This is a genomic window from Stenotrophomonas indicatrix (assembly GCF_002750975.1).
Lineage (GTDB): Bacteria > Pseudomonadota > Gammaproteobacteria > Xanthomonadales > Xanthomonadaceae > Stenotrophomonas > Stenotrophomonas indicatrix.
Genome location: NZ_PEJS01000001.1, coordinates 1,761,344 through 1,775,989, shown reverse-complemented (window position 1 = coordinate 1,775,989; position 14,646 = coordinate 1,761,344). Strand labels below are relative to the sequence as shown.

At 67.8% G+C, this 14,646-nt stretch carries 16 protein-coding genes; all 16 read left to right on the top strand.

The features are described from left to right. Positions 1-154 precede the first annotated feature (154 nt). Positions 155-571, top strand: a complete 417-nt coding sequence (locus tag CR918_RS08225; protein ID WP_099842432.1) for a hypothetical protein — start codon at positions 155-157, stop codon at positions 569-571. A gap of 518 nt (positions 572-1,089) precedes the next feature. After that, entirely contained in the window at positions 1,090-1,455 is a 366-nt protein-coding gene (gene fliE, locus CR918_RS08220) for a flagellar hook-basal body complex protein FliE (RefSeq protein ID WP_025878997.1), read from the top strand. Between the two features lie 12 nt (positions 1,456-1,467). Then, the gene (fliF, locus tag CR918_RS08215; RefSeq protein WP_025878996.1) at positions 1,468-3,114 is read left to right on the top strand and encodes a flagellar basal-body MS-ring/collar protein FliF; all 1,647 of its coding nucleotides are present in this window, start codon (positions 1,468-1,470) and stop codon (positions 3,112-3,114) included. Positions 3,115-3,124: 10 nt separating this feature from the next. Continuing rightward, complete coding sequence (gene fliG / locus CR918_RS08210) at positions 3,125-4,111, top strand: flagellar motor switch protein FliG (protein WP_025878995.1); 987 nt, start codon at positions 3,125-3,127, stop codon at positions 4,109-4,111. Next, on the top strand, positions 4,108-4,749 hold the full coding sequence (locus CR918_RS08205; RefSeq protein ID WP_099842431.1) for a FliH/SctL family protein: 642 nt from the start codon (positions 4,108-4,110) through the stop codon (positions 4,747-4,749). The genes fliG and CR918_RS08205 overlap by 4 nt, the downstream gene beginning before the upstream one ends. Next, a complete protein-coding gene (locus tag CR918_RS08200) occupies positions 4,746-6,146 on the top strand; it encodes a FliI/YscN family ATPase (RefSeq protein WP_025878993.1) in 1,401 nt (466 codons plus the stop codon). The genes CR918_RS08205 and CR918_RS08200 overlap by 4 nt, the downstream gene beginning before the upstream one ends. Next, positions 6,143-6,610, top strand: coding sequence for a flagellar export protein FliJ (gene fliJ, locus CR918_RS08195; RefSeq protein ID WP_025878992.1), 468 nt, complete (start codon positions 6,143-6,145; stop codon positions 6,608-6,610). Before CR918_RS08200 ends, fliJ begins: the two co-directional genes overlap by 4 nt. Next, positions 6,610-7,773, top strand: a complete 1,164-nt coding sequence (locus CR918_RS08190; protein ID WP_099842430.1) for a flagellar hook-length control protein FliK — start codon at positions 6,610-6,612, stop codon at positions 7,771-7,773. The genes fliJ and CR918_RS08190 overlap by 1 nt, the downstream gene beginning before the upstream one ends. 222 nt (positions 7,774-7,995) lie before the next feature. Further along, a complete protein-coding gene (locus CR918_RS08185; protein WP_099842429.1) occupies positions 7,996-8,511 on the top strand; it encodes a flagellar basal body-associated FliL family protein in 516 nt (171 codons plus the stop codon). A gap of 10 nt (positions 8,512-8,521) precedes the next feature. Beyond that, positions 8,522-9,526, top strand: a complete 1,005-nt coding sequence (gene fliM, locus CR918_RS08180; RefSeq protein ID WP_025878989.1) for a flagellar motor switch protein FliM — start codon at positions 8,522-8,524, stop codon at positions 9,524-9,526. After that, positions 9,523-9,858: a flagellar motor switch protein FliN gene (fliN, locus tag CR918_RS08175; RefSeq protein WP_025878988.1), complete on the top strand. Its 336-nt coding sequence runs from the start codon at positions 9,523-9,525 to the stop codon at positions 9,856-9,858. The genes fliM and fliN overlap by 4 nt, the downstream gene beginning before the upstream one ends. After that, positions 9,855-10,259, top strand: a complete 405-nt coding sequence (gene fliO, locus CR918_RS08170) for a flagellar biosynthetic protein FliO (protein ID WP_099842428.1) — start codon at positions 9,855-9,857, stop codon at positions 10,257-10,259. The genes fliN and fliO overlap by 4 nt, the downstream gene beginning before the upstream one ends. Before the next feature lies 1 nt (position 10,260). Further along, positions 10,261-11,040 carry a flagellar type III secretion system pore protein FliP gene (gene fliP / locus CR918_RS08165; RefSeq protein ID WP_025878986.1) on the top strand — a complete coding sequence of 260 codons (780 nt, stop codon included), beginning with the start codon at positions 10,261-10,263 and terminating at the stop codon, positions 11,038-11,040. A 109-nt stretch (positions 11,041-11,149) separates the two neighbouring features. Continuing rightward, complete coding sequence (locus CR918_RS08160) at positions 11,150-11,419, top strand: flagellar biosynthetic protein FliQ (RefSeq protein WP_005413254.1); 270 nt, start codon at positions 11,150-11,152, stop codon at positions 11,417-11,419. Positions 11,420-11,435: 16 nt separating this feature from the next. Then, positions 11,436-12,227: a flagellar biosynthetic protein FliR gene (gene fliR / locus CR918_RS08155; RefSeq protein ID WP_099842427.1), complete on the top strand. Its 792-nt coding sequence runs from the start codon at positions 11,436-11,438 to the stop codon at positions 12,225-12,227. A 161-nt stretch (positions 12,228-12,388) separates the two neighbouring features. Beyond that, the gene (locus CR918_RS08150; RefSeq protein ID WP_099842426.1) at positions 12,389-14,518 is read left to right on the top strand and encodes a putative bifunctional diguanylate cyclase/phosphodiesterase; all 2,130 of its coding nucleotides are present in this window, start codon (positions 12,389-12,391) and stop codon (positions 14,516-14,518) included. The last annotated feature ends 128 nt before the right edge of the window (positions 14,519-14,646 follow it).

The window sequence follows — 14,646 nt, the reverse complement described above, 5'->3', positions numbered from 1 at the left end:
TTCCATGGCAGCGTCCGGATTGCTCAGTAGATCCACGCCATGCGTGGATGCCGGGCGACGGTACCGAGAATATTTCGCTGCATTTGCACGTTTTCCTACAGACAACGCAACCGCACCGCGGAGCATGGCAAGGACGTCCCAACGAGGTTCCGCCATGCATCGTCTGACTCTGCTTGCCGCCCTGCTCTGCCCGGCCTTGGCCACAGCATCCAACTGCACGCTGCCCACCACACTCGACCAGCGCCAGTTCACCAACCTCAGCGATCCGCTGTACCAGCCAGATAATCCGAATGCCGGACGCATGGTGCAGGTCAGCTTCGGCAGCAATCAGTACGTGCTGCACATCCTCGGCACCGACCTCCGCATCGGCGGCAGCTACCGTTACCAGCAACTGGCTCCGCACATTGCGGAAATCCAGATGACAGAAGCCCACCCCGCCGGCCCCGCCCGCTACACCCTGCTGCTGACCTGCCTGACCGACCACCAGGGCCGCTTCATCTACACCCAGCACGACGGCCCCATCGCCCCACGCCAGCGCCAGAATTCCGGCCGCTGGACCCTGCAGCCATAGGCCAAAAAACCGACGCCGGTGAAATGACGCGTCACACGCCTCGAGAGCAGCATCCACGCATGGCGTGGATCAAGCGTGTCGACCAAGGTCGACACCTACCAAGAGCAGCGTGCCGACCAACGGTCAGCACCCACCAACAGCAGCGTGTCGACCAAGGTCGACACCCACCAAGCGCAGCGTGCCGACCAACGGTCAGCACCCACCAACAGCAGCGGGAAATTGTCGAAGGCGGGGTGGGTCCGGTTGCGGGGGTGTCCGCGGCATGGATGCCGCGGCCAAGCCCCCATGGACGGGTTCACGGCGTCCCCCGCAACCGGACCCACCCCACCATCCCTCAGGAAACCCGCTTTGGCTGTCGCTGTTGAGGTTGCCGGCCAGCGGCCGCCACTACCGCGGGGCGCGGGGTGCAACCCCACAAAGCACCCCCCCTCACTTCACTGAACCAATCAGCCATTTCGGCACGGCACTTGCACTAGCTCCAGCAGACACCCCCATCCCTGTTTCTGGAACCGTTGCAGATGTCCCACTCCGTCACTTCGATCCTTTCCCAGATCCGCTCCTACCAGACCCAGGTAGGACAGCCCGCGCTCAACCCGCTTGCCGAAGCGCCGCGTAGCAATGCCCTGCCGGGCACGGTGCTGGATGCGCCGCAGGTCCAGCCTGCCAGCTTCACTGAAACCCTGCGCGGCGCCATCGCCGGCGTCAACGATGCGCAACAGAAATCCGGCGCGCTGGCCAAGGCCTTCGAACTGGGTGAACCCGGTGCCGACCTGGCCAAGGTGATGGTCGCCTCGCAGCAGTCCCAGATCGCCTTCCGCGCCACCGTGGAAGTCCGCAACCGTCTCGTCCAGGCCTACCAGGACGTGATGAACATGCCGCTGTAAGGATAGAACCGCATGGCCCTGTCGCTCTCCAAGGAATCCCTGAACGCCGAAAAGGCGGGCCAGTGGTTCGATCGGCTGCAAAGCCTGCAGATCACCCGTCGGCTCGGACTGATGGCGATGATCGCCGTGGCCGTCGCGGCCGGGCTGTTCGTGTTCTTCTGGTCGCAGAAGCCGGGCATGGTGCCGCTGTACACCGGCCTGGACCAGAAGGCCACCGCTGAAGCGACCGATCTGCTGCGTGCCGCACAGATTCCGTTCCAGCTGGACCCGGCCACCGGCGGCATCACCGTGCCGGAGAAGAACCTGCACGATGCCCGCCTGAAACTGGCGGGCTCGGGCCTGACCGACAGCGGCAAGCTCGGCTTCGAGCTGATGGAGCGCGACCCCGGTTTTGGTGTCAGCCAGTTCGTGGAAAGTGCGCGCTACCAGCACGCGCTGGAAACCGAACTGTCGCGCACCATCAACACGCTGCGCCCGGTGCGCGATTCGCGCGTGCACCTGGCCATTCCCAAGCCCAGTGCGTTCACCCGCCAGCGTGATGTGGCCAGTGCCTCGGTCACCCTTGAACTGCGTGGCGGCCAGCAGCTGGAACGCAGCCAGGTTGATGCGATCGTGCACATGGTTGCTGCAGCCATTCCCGATCTGGCGCCGGAACGCGTCACCGTGGTCGACCAGAGCGGTCGCATGCTCAGCGTCAGCGACCCCAACAGCGAAGCGGCCGTCAACGCTGCCCAGTTCGAACAGGTGCGCCGCCAGGAAACCTCGTTCAACCAGCGTATCCGCGAGCTGCTGGAACCGATGACCGGCCCCGGCCGGGTCAACCCCGAAGTCAGTGTCGACATGGACTTCTCGGTGACCGAGGAAGCGCGCGAGCTGTACAACGGCGAGCCGCAGAAGCTGCGCAGCGAGCAGATGAGCGAGAACACCAGCAGCACGCCGGGCCCGCAGGGCGTACCGGGTGCCACCAGCAACAGCCCGCCGGGCCAGGCCGCCGCACCGGCCACCGCGCAGGCACCGACCGAAAGCAGCAAGAACGCGACCCGCAACTACGAGCTGGACCGTACCCTGCAGCACACCCGCCAGCCGGCCGGCCGCATCAAGCGCGTGTCGGTGGCGGTGCTGGTGGACAACGTGCCGCGCGCCGGCGCCAACGGCAAGGTTGCACCGCAGCCGCTGTCGGCGGCCGAACTGACCCGGGTCGAGGCACTGGTCAAGCAGGCCGTCGGTTTCAGTGCCGAGCGTGGCGACACCGTGTCGGTGATGAATGCCCCGTTCGTGCGTGACACCACGCCGGTGGAAGGCCCGGCCTGGTGGGAACTGCCGTGGGTGCACGATGCCGGCCGCATGCTGCTGGGTGCGCTGGTGGTGATGGCGTTGCTGTTCGGCGTGCTGCGCCCGGCACTGCGCGGCATCACCGGGCAGAACCGCAAGAACGAAGAACTGGCGCTGGAACCGCACACCGCGGACGTGCAGCTGGTCGATGACGATGGCACCCCGCTGCCGGCGCTGGGCGCCGACCGGGTCAGCCTGGGCGGGCCGGAAGCGCTGGCCCTGCCGGTGGATTCTTATGAGGAACGATTGCGGATGGCCCGTGAAGCCGTGAAGACCGACTCCAAGCGCGTGGCCCAGGTGGTCAAGGGCTGGGTGGCCAATGACTGAGGTCGCGCCCCTGACCGGCGTGCAGCGCGCCGCCGTCCTGTTGCTGTCGCTGGGTGAACTGGACGCGGCCGAAGTGCTGCGCCACATGGAGCCGAAGGAGGTGCAGAAGATCGGCATCGCCATGGCCACCATGTCCGACATCACCCGCGAACAGGTGGAACGGGTGATGGACCAGTTCAGCCAGGAACTGGGCTCGAAGACCTCGCTGGGCGTGGGCTCGGACGACTACATCCGCAACATGCTGGTGCAGGCGCTGGGCAGCGAGAAGGCCGGCAACCTGATCGACCGCATCCTGCTGGGCCGCAACACCACCGGCCTGGACGCACTGAAGTGGATGGACCCGCGTGCGGTGGCCGACCTGGTGCGCAACGAGCATCCGCAGATCATCGCCATCGTGATGGCGCACCTGGAAACCGACCAGGCTGCCGACGCGCTGAAGCTGCTGCCCGAGCGCACCCGCGTGGACGTGCTGCTGCGCATCGCCACCCTCGATGGCATTCCGCCCAATGCGCTGAACGAACTCAACGAGATCATGGAACGCCAGTTCGCCGGCAACCAGAACCTGAAGTCGTCCAACATCGGCGGCGTGCAGTGCGCGGCCAACATCCTCAACTTCATGGACAGCGGCCAGGACCAGGCGATCCTGGGCGAGATCGCGCGCATCGACGCCCCGCTGAGTGGCCGCATCCAGGACCTGATGTTCGTGTTCGACGACCTGGTGGACCTGGACGACCGCGAGATGCAGCTGGTGCTGCGCGAAGTGAGCGGCGAGCGACTGGGCCTGGCCCTGCGCGGCGCCGACATCAAGGTGCGCGACAAGATCACCCGCAACATGTCCCAGCGTGCAGCCGAGATCCTGCTGGAAGACATGGAAGCGCGCGGTCCGGTCCGCCTGTCCGACGTGGAAGTGGCGCAGCGCGAGATCCTCGCCATCGTCAAGCGCATGGCCGATGAGGGCACTGTCACCATCGGCGGCAGCGCGGAGGCGATGCTGTGAGCAACGTCGTGCGCTGGCTTGCCCCGGACCTGCTGGCCCAGCCCGAACCGGTGCTGGACCAGGACGAGGCCTTCGAACTCACCGAGCCGGACCCGGAGCATGAGCCCGAGCCGCCGTTGCAGCTGCCGACCCTGGAGGAAATCCAGGCGATCCAGGACAGCGCCGAGAAGGAAGGTTTCGACCAGGGCCATGCCGATGGCTTCAGCCAGGGCCAGGCCGAAGTGCGCCGCTTGGTCGCGCAGATCGAGGGTATCCTCGACAACTTCGGCCGGCCGCTGGCACGCCTGGAAAATGAAGTGGTCGGCGCCCTCGGCGAACTGGCGGTACGCATTGCCGGTGCGCTGGTAGGCCGTGCATACGAGGCCGATCCGGCGCTGCTGGGACAACTGGTCGGCGAGGCGATTGACGCCGTCGGCGGCAGCAACCGCGAGGTGGAAGTACGCCTGCACCCCGATGACATCACCGCCCTCGCCCCGTTGCTGACCCTGTCGCCGCAGCAGCGCCTGGTGCCTGACACCAGCCTGAGCCGTGGCGACCTGCGCGTGCATGCCGAAGCGGTACGCATCGACGGCACCCTGGAAGCCCGCCTGCGCGGCGCGCTGGACGCCGTGATCCGCCAGACCGGAGCCATCGCATGAACACCAATACCGCTTCGCAGCCGTCGCCGCCGGCCGACTGGGCCGTTGCCCGCAACCTGCGCCTGGCCAACCGCCTCGACGGCCTGAAAGTCGACACCGCGCACGGTCGCGGGCTGATCCGCGAAGGCGTGCTGCGGCGGGCGGTCGGCCTGACCCTGGAAGCGGTCGGCTGCGAAGCGCCGCTCGGCGCCAGCTGCAAGGTGGAAGTGGTTGACGGCGGCTGGGTCGATGCCGAAGTGGTCGGCTTCGCCGGCGAACGCACCTACCTGATGCCCAGCGCCGAACTGCACGGGCTGCTGCCGAATGCGCGGGTGGTGCCCTCGGCGCGTCGTGGCGGCGTGGAAGTGGGCGAAGGCCTGCTCGGCCGTGTCATCGACAGCGATGGCGTACCGCTGGATGGCAAGGGCCCGATCCGCGCTGAAGGCCACGTCGGCATGGCCGGCGTTTCGATCAATCCGTTGGCGCGCGAACCGATCACCCAGCCGCTGGACGTGGGCGTGCGCGCGATCAACGCGCTGCTGCCGATCGGCCGCGGCCAGCGTGTGGGCCTGTTCGCCGGCTCCGGCGTCGGCAAATCGACGCTGCTGGGCATGATGACCCGCTACACCGCCGCCGACGTGATCGTGGTCGGCCTGATCGGTGAGCGTGGCCGCGAAGTGCGCGATTTCGTTGAAAGCACGCTGGGCGAGGAAGGCCTGCGCCGCGCGGTGGTAGTGGCCAGCCCGGCCGACCGGCCGCCGCTGGCCCGCCTGCATGGCGCCTACCGTGCCACGGCCATCGCCGAATGGTTCCGCGACCAGGGCCTGAACGTCCTGCTGCTGATGGATTCGCTGACCCGCTTCGCGCAGGCGCAGCGCGAGATCGGCCTGTCGGTGGGCGAGCCGCCCACCACGCGCGGCTATCCGCCATCGGTGTTCGCCAAGCTGCCGGCACTGGTGGAACGTGCAGGCAACGGCGCCAAGGGGCGCGGTTCGATCACCGCCTTCTACACCGTGCTGACCGAAGGCGACGATCCGCAGGATCCGATCGCCGATGCAGCGCGCGCGATTCTTGACGGCCACATCCTGCTCTCGCGCCGGGTGGCCGACAGCGGCCTGTACCCGGCCATCGACGTGGAATCGTCGGTCAGCCGCGTGGTCACGGAAATCGCCGACGAACCGTGGCGTCTGCGCATCCGCAAGCTGAAACGGCTGGTCTCGGCCTACTCGGCCAACCGCGACCTGATCGCCATCGGCGCCTATCAGCGCGGCAACGACGCGGCGACCGATGAAGCCCTTGAGCGCTGGCCGGAAATCATGGAATTCCTCGGCCAGGATGTGGCCAAGGCCGCAGATCTACCGCACAGCCAGGCGGCGTTGCAGCGCCTGGTGGAACAAGAGAACGAGAGGCTGACATGATCCAGTCCAAGCGCATCGACCCCCTGCTGAAGCGGGCCCAGGAACACGAGGACGCGGTCGCCCGCGACCTGGCCGAACGCCAGAACGTGCTCGACACCCATCTGTCGCGCCTGGACGAACTGCGGCGCTACGCCGAGGAGTACGCCAACGCGCAGATGGCCGCGACCAGCCCGGCGCAGCTGTTGAACCGGCGCGCATTCCTGGACCGGCTGGACAGCGCGGTGGAACAGCAGCAGCAGACCGTCAACGGCAACCTCGAAAAAGTGGAGGCCGAACGCGCGCGCCTGATCCTGGCCAGCCGTGACAAGGCCGTGCTGGAGCAGCTGGCCGCCAGCTACCGCGCGCAGGAAAAAGTGGTGACCGACCGCCGCGACCAGCGCGAGATGGATGACATCGGCGCACGCCGCGCGCGCCTGGCACAGACCGAAGACCAGGACGATGGCGAGCAGGGAGGCCGGTCGTGATGCCCTCTCCGTTGAGCAGCAACGCCAGCGCACCGACGCCCGGCGGCAGTGGCAATGCCGGCAGCACACGCGCCTCGCGCAGCGATTCCGGCAAGGATTTCGGCCAGATGCTGCAGGGCGGCAGCGCCTCGACCGGCACGCCCGGTACCGCCACAAACGCCAGCAATCCGGCAACACCGGCCAACGCTGCAACACCACCCGACGGCAACCCGGGCAAGGCGACGCCGCGGCCGACCGACGGCGAAGCAGCCGCCACGGACGCCAGCACATCGACACCTGCTGTACCGGCAACGTCGGCTGCCAGCGACGACAAGGACACCCCGGCCAACGCGGACGACGCGCCCTGGCCGCCACTCGGATTGGCCGGCCTGATGCTGGCCGTGCCCACCGGCGTCGATCCGGCGCCTGTGCTGCCGCCGCCAGCGGCCAGCGATGCCGAAGGTGGCGCGCTGCCCTCCGCTGCACTGGCACCCGCGGCCGCCGCAGTGGCGACCAACGCGAGCCAGGGCGCGGCAGCGCCGGCCGCCAGCGCTCCGGCATCCGCTGCCGGCGATGATGAGGCCAGTGGCCTGCCGTTGCCGGAGCTGGTGATGGGTGGCAAGGCATTGGATCGTGCCGACGACGGTGACAGCCTGCAGATCGGCGACCGCGCACCTCCGGCGCCGCTGCAGCCCCCCCTGCCCGCCGCCCTGCAGGACCTGAAGGCCGCACTGGCCAGCAATGCCGTCTTCAATGGCGAACCGACTCCGAAGCCGGTGCTGGGCGATGATGGTTTCGACCAGGCCATCGGCGCGCGCATCGGCTGGCTGGCCGACCAGAAGATCGGCCATGCCCACATCCGCCTCAATCCGGAAGACCTGGGGCCGGTGGACGTGCGCCTGCAGATGAACGGTGACAAGGTCCATGCCAGCTTCAGCAGCCCGCATGTGGATGTACGCCAGGCGCTGGAAAGCAGCCTGCCGCGCCTGCGTGAACTGCTGGGCGAGCAGGGCTTCCAGCTGGCCCATGCCGATGTCGGCCAGCAGCACAGTGGCGACGGCACTCCGGGCAGCCCGGCGGGCGGCGGCGGTCGTGGTGGTGACGGAGAACCGTCACTGGGCGACACCACGGTGTCGGCGTCGCAGCTGATCCGCCAGCGCGGGTTGTTGGACGCGTACGCCTGACAGGCGTGCCAGCCAAGGTTGGCACCCACCAGAGCGGGACGGTTGGCACCCACCAGAACACGGGTAGCGCCGGGCCATGCCCGGCGGATTCCCGACATTCCGCCGGGCATGGTCCGGCGCTACCGATTTGAACACCCGACGGAATTCCGTCACCGCCCTCTCCGGCCGCTCCGGCACACCCCTTGCATATCCCGGTGAAGCAACCCTCAGGAGCTTCACCCCGTGGCCGCAGCCGCTGACAAAACCAAGAAGACCGCCGACAAGGACAAGACCGCCAAGCCGCGCAGTCCGATCCTGATCACCGCCCTGGTCGCCGTACTGGCCGCCGGTGCCGCCGGTGGCGGCGTCTGGTTCTTCACCCAGTCCAAGCACGAAGACAAGGCCGCGCAGGCGCCGAAGAAGACCACCACCCCGGCCCCGGCCCAGTACTTCGCGCTGGAACCGGCATTCGTGGTCAACCTCAACGGCTCGATCGACGGCCCGCGCTACCTGCAGGTGGAAGTGCAGCTGATGACCCGCGATCCGGCCGCGCTGGAAGCGATCAAGACCCATGCCCCGGCCATCCGCGCGCGCCTGCTGATGCTGTTCTCGCAGGTCAGCCCGCAGCAGATCGCCGACATCGCCGGCAAGCAGAAGCTGCAGGCCGATTCGCTGGCCGAAGTGCAGAAGGTGCTGAAGGCCGAGACCGGCAGCAACGGTGCCGACGACCTGCTGTTCACCAGCTTCGTGACCCAGTAAGGGCTCCCCGATGAATGACCTGCTGTCCCAGGATGAGATCGATGCCCTGTTGCATGGCGTGGACAGTGGCGCGGTCGAAACCGAGCCGGACGCCCCCAGTGGCGAAGCACGCTCCTACGATTTCGCCAGCCAGGACCGCATCATCCGCGGTCGCATGCCGACCCTGGAAATGGTCCACGAGCGCTTTGCGCGCCTGTGGCGGATCGGCCTGTTCAACCTGATCCGGCGTTCGGCCGAACTGTCCGTGCGCGGCATCGAGCTGATCAAGTTCAACGACTACATGCACTCGCTGTATGTGCCGACCAACCTGAACCTGATCCGCTTCAAGCCACTGCGCGGTACCGGCCTGATCGTGTTCGAACCGACCCTGGTGTTCGCCATCGTCGACAACTTCTTCGGCGGCGACGGGCGCTACCCGACGCGCATCGAAGGCCGCGAATTTACCGCCACCGAAATGCGGGTGATCCACCTGCTGCTGAAGCAGACCTTCGCCGACCTGCGTGAAGCGTGGGCACCGGTGATGGACGTGGAATTCGAGTACATCAACTCGGAGATCAACCCGCACTTCGCCAACATCGTGACGCCGCGCGAATACGTGGTGGTGTGCCGCCTGCATGTCGAACTCGACGGCGGTGGCGGTGACATCCACGTGACCCTGCCCTACTCGATGCTGGAGCCGATCCGCGAACTGCTCGACGCCGGCATCCAGAGCGACCGCAACGACCGCGACGAGAGCTGGGGCCGCACCCTGCGCGAGCAGCTCAACGTGGCCGAAGTGACCCTGTCCAGCGTATTGGCCAGCAAGCGCATGACCCTGCGCGACCTGACCCGGCTGAAGGTCGGCGACATCCTGCCGATCGACCTCAGCCCGCAGGTGCCGCTGTGCGTGGAGAACATCCCGGTGTTCACCGGTGAGTTCGGCGTCGCCAACGGCATGAACGCCGTAAAGATCACCGCTACCCATCCGCCGGGCACCCGTCCGCGCGTACCCGTCATCCAGGAAGACCCGCAATGAACGATATCGACGCCCTCGAACCGACCCCGGCCCAGTTCAGCAACCTGCAGGCCGATGAAGCGACCGGCCCGGATTTGAACCTGGACGTGATCCTCGATGTGCCGGTGACGCTGTCGCTGGAAGTCGGCCGCGCCCGCCTGCCGATCCGCAACCTGCTGCAGCTCAACCAGGGTTCGGTGGTAGAGCTGGAACGGGGTGCCGGCGAATCGCTGGACGTGTTCGTCAACGGCACGCTGATCGCCCATGGCGAAGTGGTGGTGATCAACGACCGCTTCGGCGTGCGCCTGACCGATGTGGTCAGCCCCAGCGAGCGGATCCGGAGACTGCGTTGAGCCTGCTCGCCACCACCCTGGCCGTCGCCACGACGGCCCCGCAGATCAGCCAGCATGCGCCGGCCGCACCGAGCCTGTTCGGTGCGGTACTGGCCCTGCTGGCAGTGCTGGCCCTGGTCATCGGCCTGGGCTGGCTGCTCAAGCGCCTGCCCGGCAGCGGCTTCCGCCCGGCCGAGGGCATGAAGCTGGTGGCGAGCCTGAATGTCGGCGCCAAGGAACGCGTGGTGGTGGTCGAGGTCAATGGTCAGCAACTGCTGTTGGGCGTCACCGCCGGCGGCATCAACGCCCTGCACACCCTGCCCGAACCGCTGCCACCGCCTGCGCCGGTACGCGTACCCGACCTGAAGAACCTGCCGAATTTCGCCCAGCTGCTGCAACAGCGGCTGCGCAAGGACCCCTGACATGCGTGTGACCCGTTCCCGTCTTGCCACCCTGCTGCCGTGGCTGAGCCTGATCGCCCTGTGCCTGCTGCCTGCGTTGGCGTTCGCCGCCCCGGGCGCGCCGACCACGCCGCTGCCGGACATCAACGTCGGCAAGATCGGCGGTGCGCCGGTCAGCCTGCCGTTGCAGACACTGCTGTTGATGACGGCGATCACCCTGATCCCGTCGATGCTGCTGGTGCTGACCTCCTTCACCCGCATCATCATCGTGCTGGGCCTGCTGCGGCAGGCGCTGGGCACCGGCCAGACGCCGTCCAACCAGGTCCTGCTGGGCCTGGCCCTGTTCCTCACCGCAATGATCATGCTGCCGACCTGGGACAAGGCCTGGAGCACCGGCATGGCGCCGTACCTCAATGGCGAGATCGACTTCCAGACTGCCTGGACGCTGACCACCACGCCGCTGCGCGCCTTCATGCTGGCGCAGATCCGCGAGACCGACCTGATGACCTTCGCCGGCATCGCCGGTCACGGCACCTACGCCAGCCCTGATGCGATTCCGTTCCCGGTGCTGGTCGCGTCGTTCGTCACCAGCGAACTGAAGACCGCCTTCGAGATCGGCTTCCTGATCTTCATCCCGTTCGTGATCATCGATCTGGTCGTGGCCAGCGTACTGATGTCGATGGGCATGATGATGCTGTCGCCGATGCTGGTCTCTGCGCCGTTCAAGATCCTGCTGTTCGTGCTGGTCGATGGTTGGGTGCTGACCGTCGGCACGCTGGCGGCCAGCTTCAATCCGGCCTGATCCGAAGGTCAGCCGAGCATGGCTCGGCTCTACAGAGGCGACGCCGGGCAGTGCCGGCCGTCGCATTGACCACCGCCGGGCATAGCCCGGCGCTACCGATGGAACCATGATGTCTCCCGAACTTGCCTTGACCGAACTGCGTGGCGGCCTGATTACCGTGCTCTGGGTGGCCGGCCCGCTGCTGCTGACCGTACTGGTGGTCGGCGTGGTGGTGGGCGTGGTGCAGGCGGCGACGCAGCTCAACGAGCCGACCATCGCCTTCGTTGCCAAGGCCGCGGCCCTCACAGCGGTGCTGTTCGCACTGGGCAGCCTGCTGATCGGCCATCTGGTCGAATTCACCACGCTGCTGTTCCAGCGCATCCCGCACCTGATCGGCTAGACGGACGCGCACGCAGATGGACGCCGCCACCCAGATGGCTGCCGACGGCCTGAACGCCTTCGGCATGATCGGCACCGTGCTGTGGACCATGCTGCGCATCGGCGCAGTGGCCATGGCGATGCCGATGATCGGTACCCGCGCGGTGCCCGGCCGGGTGCGGGTGATGCTGGCCGGCACCCTGGCCATCGCGTTGGCGCCGCTGCTGCCGCCGGTACCGGACTGGACCGGCTTCGACGCCGCCACCGTGCTGACCATCGCCCGCGAGCTGGCGATCGGCGTGGCCATCGGTTTCCTGCTGCGGCTGGTGTTCGAGGCTGGTGCCATGGCCGGCGAACTGGTCGCCCAGGGCACCGGCCTGGCGTTTGCGCAGATGAGCGACCCGCTGCGCGGCGGCACCTCCGGTGTCATCGGCCAGTGGTTCTATCTGCTGTTCGGCCTGCTGTTCTTCACCGCCAACGGCCACCTGGCGCTGATCTCGCTGGTGGTGGACAGCTACCGCGCCCTGCCCATCGGCGCGCCCCTGCCCGACCCGCACGCGTTCTTCAGCATCGCCCCGACCTTCCTGCTGACCGTGCTGCGTGGCGCGCTGACCCTGGCCATCCCGCTGACCGTGGCGATGCTGGCGGTCAACCTGGCCTTCGGCGTGCTGGCCCGCGCCGCGCCGGCGTTGAATCCGATCCAGCTGGGCCTGCCGGTCTCGCTGCTGCTGGGCCTGTTCCTGCTGACCCTGCTGGTCGGCGAAATGGGGCCGCCGGTGCAGCGCCTGTTCGATGCTGCCTTCCAGGCGGCCGGTGCGGTGCCCCCCTGACGTGGTCGTCACGTTCTGCTGCTTGCCGTCCCCCCCGGTGCCCGCGTTAGAGTGAATGCGCAGCGACCGGGGGGACGCTGCAACCGGCGGCTCTGGTCGCCCGCCTTGCGCATGCCCCACCGTAGTTTTTCCGTTGACAGGCAGGTCCGGGAGACTGACGAATGCTGGTAGGCACGTACAACCCATGGCTGGTGGCGACCTCATTGCTGGTTGCAGTGATGGCGTCCTACACCGCACTGGCGATGGCCGGGCGCACCGTCACCGCGCCCGGCAAGGGCGCGACCTGGTGGTGGCGCCTGGGCGGCGGATTTGCGATGGGGCTGGGCATCTGGTCGATGCACTTCATCGGCATGCTCGCCTTCGACCTGCCCATTCCACTGGGCTACGACCTGCCCATCACCCTGCTGTCGCTGGCACTGGCGATCGGCTCGTCGGTGTTCGCGCTCTGGCTGGTATCGCTGCGCACCCTGCCCCATCCTCGCCTGGCCGGCGGTGCGCTGCTGATGGGCAGCGGCATCGCCAGCATGCACTACGTGGGCATGGCCGCGATGCGCATGCAACCGGGCATCGACTACCAGCCGGTGTGGCTGCTGCTGTCGCTGCTGGTCGCTGTGGCCGCGTCGTGGACTGCCTTGTACGTGGCCTTCCGCCTGCGCGCGCAGCACACCCGCATCGGCGACCGCCTGGCCGCCGCCGGCCTGCTCGGCCTGGCCATCGTCGGCATGCACTACACCGGCATGGCCGCCGCCCGCTTCCCGGAAGGCAGCGTCTGCGGCGCAGCGGTGGGCGATGGCCTGCAGAACAACTGGCTGGCGATGCTGGTGGTGGTGCTGACCGTGGCGATCCTGGCGGTGGTGCTGGTGGTGTCCTGGCTGGACCAGCGGGTGGAGGCGCAGCTGTTGCGCCTGCGCAACTCGCTGCTCAGCACCTCCTTGACCGACGCCCAGCAGGAACTGACCCAGGCCGCGCTGCACGACCCGCTCACCCGCCTGCCGAACCGGTTGCTGCTGCAGCGGCGCATCCTGCAGGCCCTGGCCGAGGCCGAACAGGGCGGCAGCCGCTTCGCGGTGATGTTCATGGACCTGGATGGCTTCAAGCAGGTCAACGATGCCTATGGCCACCAGGCCGGCGATGCGCTGCTGGTAGCCGTGGCAGAACGTACCCGCCAGCTGCTGCGGCCGCACGACATGCTGGCACGGCTGGGCGGCGACGAATTCGTGCTGGTGGTGCGCATCGAACAGGACGAGGACCTGCCGACCCTGGCCCGGCGCATCCTGCAGGCGGTGGGCAGCGGCCCGCTGCTGCCGGACCACGAGCTGCAGGTGAGCGCCAGCATCGGCATCGCGATCTGCCCCGACCATGCCGCCAGCGAACGCCAGCTGATGGCCTTTGCCGATGCGGCGATGTACCAGGCCAAGGAGTCGGGCCGCAATGCGTTCGTGCTGTTCGCCGACTGGATGAACGACAGCGCCGAGCAGCAGTTCCGCCTGCTGGCCGACCTGCGCCGCGCGATCGGCAGCGAGCAGCTGTTCCTGCATTACCAGCCGAAGATCCGCGTGGCTACGCAGAAGGTGGCTGGTGCCGAAGCGCTCATCCGCTGGCGTCATCCGGAACAGGGCCTGATTCCGCCGGACCGCTTCATCCGCCTGGCCGAGCGCAGTGGCGCGATCAACGAGATCGGCCGCTGGGCGCTGGACCAGGCCTGCCAGCAGCTGCGGCACTGGCACGATGCCGGCCATGAAAGCTGGACGATGTCGGTGAACCTGTCACCGGTGCAGTTCAGTTCGCCGCACCTGCTGCAGGACGTGCGCGAGGTGATCGAGCGCTACGCGATCGCCCCGCGCAACCTGGTGCTGGAGATCACCGAAAGCACGGTGATGCGCGATACCGATACCAGCCTGCGCCTGCTGCAGAGTTTCTCCGCCCTGGGCGTGGGCATCTCGATCGATGATTTCGGCACCGGCTACTCCAGCCTGCTGTACCTCAAGCGCCTGCCGGCCACCGAAATCAAGATCGACCACGCATTCGTGCGCGACCTGGAACACAGCGCCGAAGACGTGGTGATCGTGTCGGCCATCGTTGCGCTGGGCCATGCGCTGGACATGGACATCGTGGCCGAGGGCGTGGAGACCGCCGCGCAGCGCGCCTACCTGGAGCGCCTCGGCTGCGACTACCTGCAGGGCTTCCTGCTGGGCCGGCCAGTGGACGCGGCCCGCTTCATGCAGCTGCACGACCTGCCGCGGCCACGGGTGGAACTGGCGCAGGGCCCGCAGGACCGGCCCCCGGGGTAGCGCCGGGCCATGCCCGGCGGATGCAATGATCCAGGCTGCCCGCTCGCCGGGCATGGCCCGGCGCTACCGGTACCTGCTCCGGCAGGCGCCCACTTCAGTTGGCACATGCACCCGTAACGGAACGATTC

Coding starts and splice junctions, on each gene's coding strand:
- CR918_RS08225 (WP_099842432.1), top strand. CDS start 155: ATGCATCGTCTGACTCTGCTTGCCGCCCTGCTCTGCCCGGCCTTGGCC.
- fliE (WP_025878997.1), top strand. CDS start 1,090: ATGTCCCACTCCGTCACTTCGATCCTTTCCCAGATCCGCTCCTACCAG.
- fliF (WP_025878996.1), top strand. CDS start 1,468: ATGGCCCTGTCGCTCTCCAAGGAATCCCTGAACGCCGAAAAGGCGGGC.
- CR918_RS08200 (WP_025878993.1), top strand. CDS start 4,746: ATGAACACCAATACCGCTTCGCAGCCGTCGCCGCCGGCCGACTGGGCC.
- fliJ (WP_025878992.1), top strand. CDS start 6,143: ATGATCCAGTCCAAGCGCATCGACCCCCTGCTGAAGCGGGCCCAGGAA.
- CR918_RS08190 (WP_099842430.1), top strand. CDS start 6,610: ATGCCCTCTCCGTTGAGCAGCAACGCCAGCGCACCGACGCCCGGCGGC.
- fliM (WP_025878989.1), top strand. CDS start 8,522: ATGAATGACCTGCTGTCCCAGGATGAGATCGATGCCCTGTTGCATGGC.
- fliN (WP_025878988.1), top strand. CDS start 9,523: ATGAACGATATCGACGCCCTCGAACCGACCCCGGCCCAGTTCAGCAAC.
- fliP (WP_025878986.1), top strand. CDS start 10,261: ATGCGTGTGACCCGTTCCCGTCTTGCCACCCTGCTGCCGTGGCTGAGC.
- CR918_RS08160 (WP_005413254.1), top strand. CDS start 11,150: ATGTCTCCCGAACTTGCCTTGACCGAACTGCGTGGCGGCCTGATTACC.
- fliR (WP_099842427.1), top strand. CDS start 11,436: ATGGACGCCGCCACCCAGATGGCTGCCGACGGCCTGAACGCCTTCGGC.
- CR918_RS08150 (WP_099842426.1), top strand. CDS start 12,389: ATGCTGGTAGGCACGTACAACCCATGGCTGGTGGCGACCTCATTGCTG.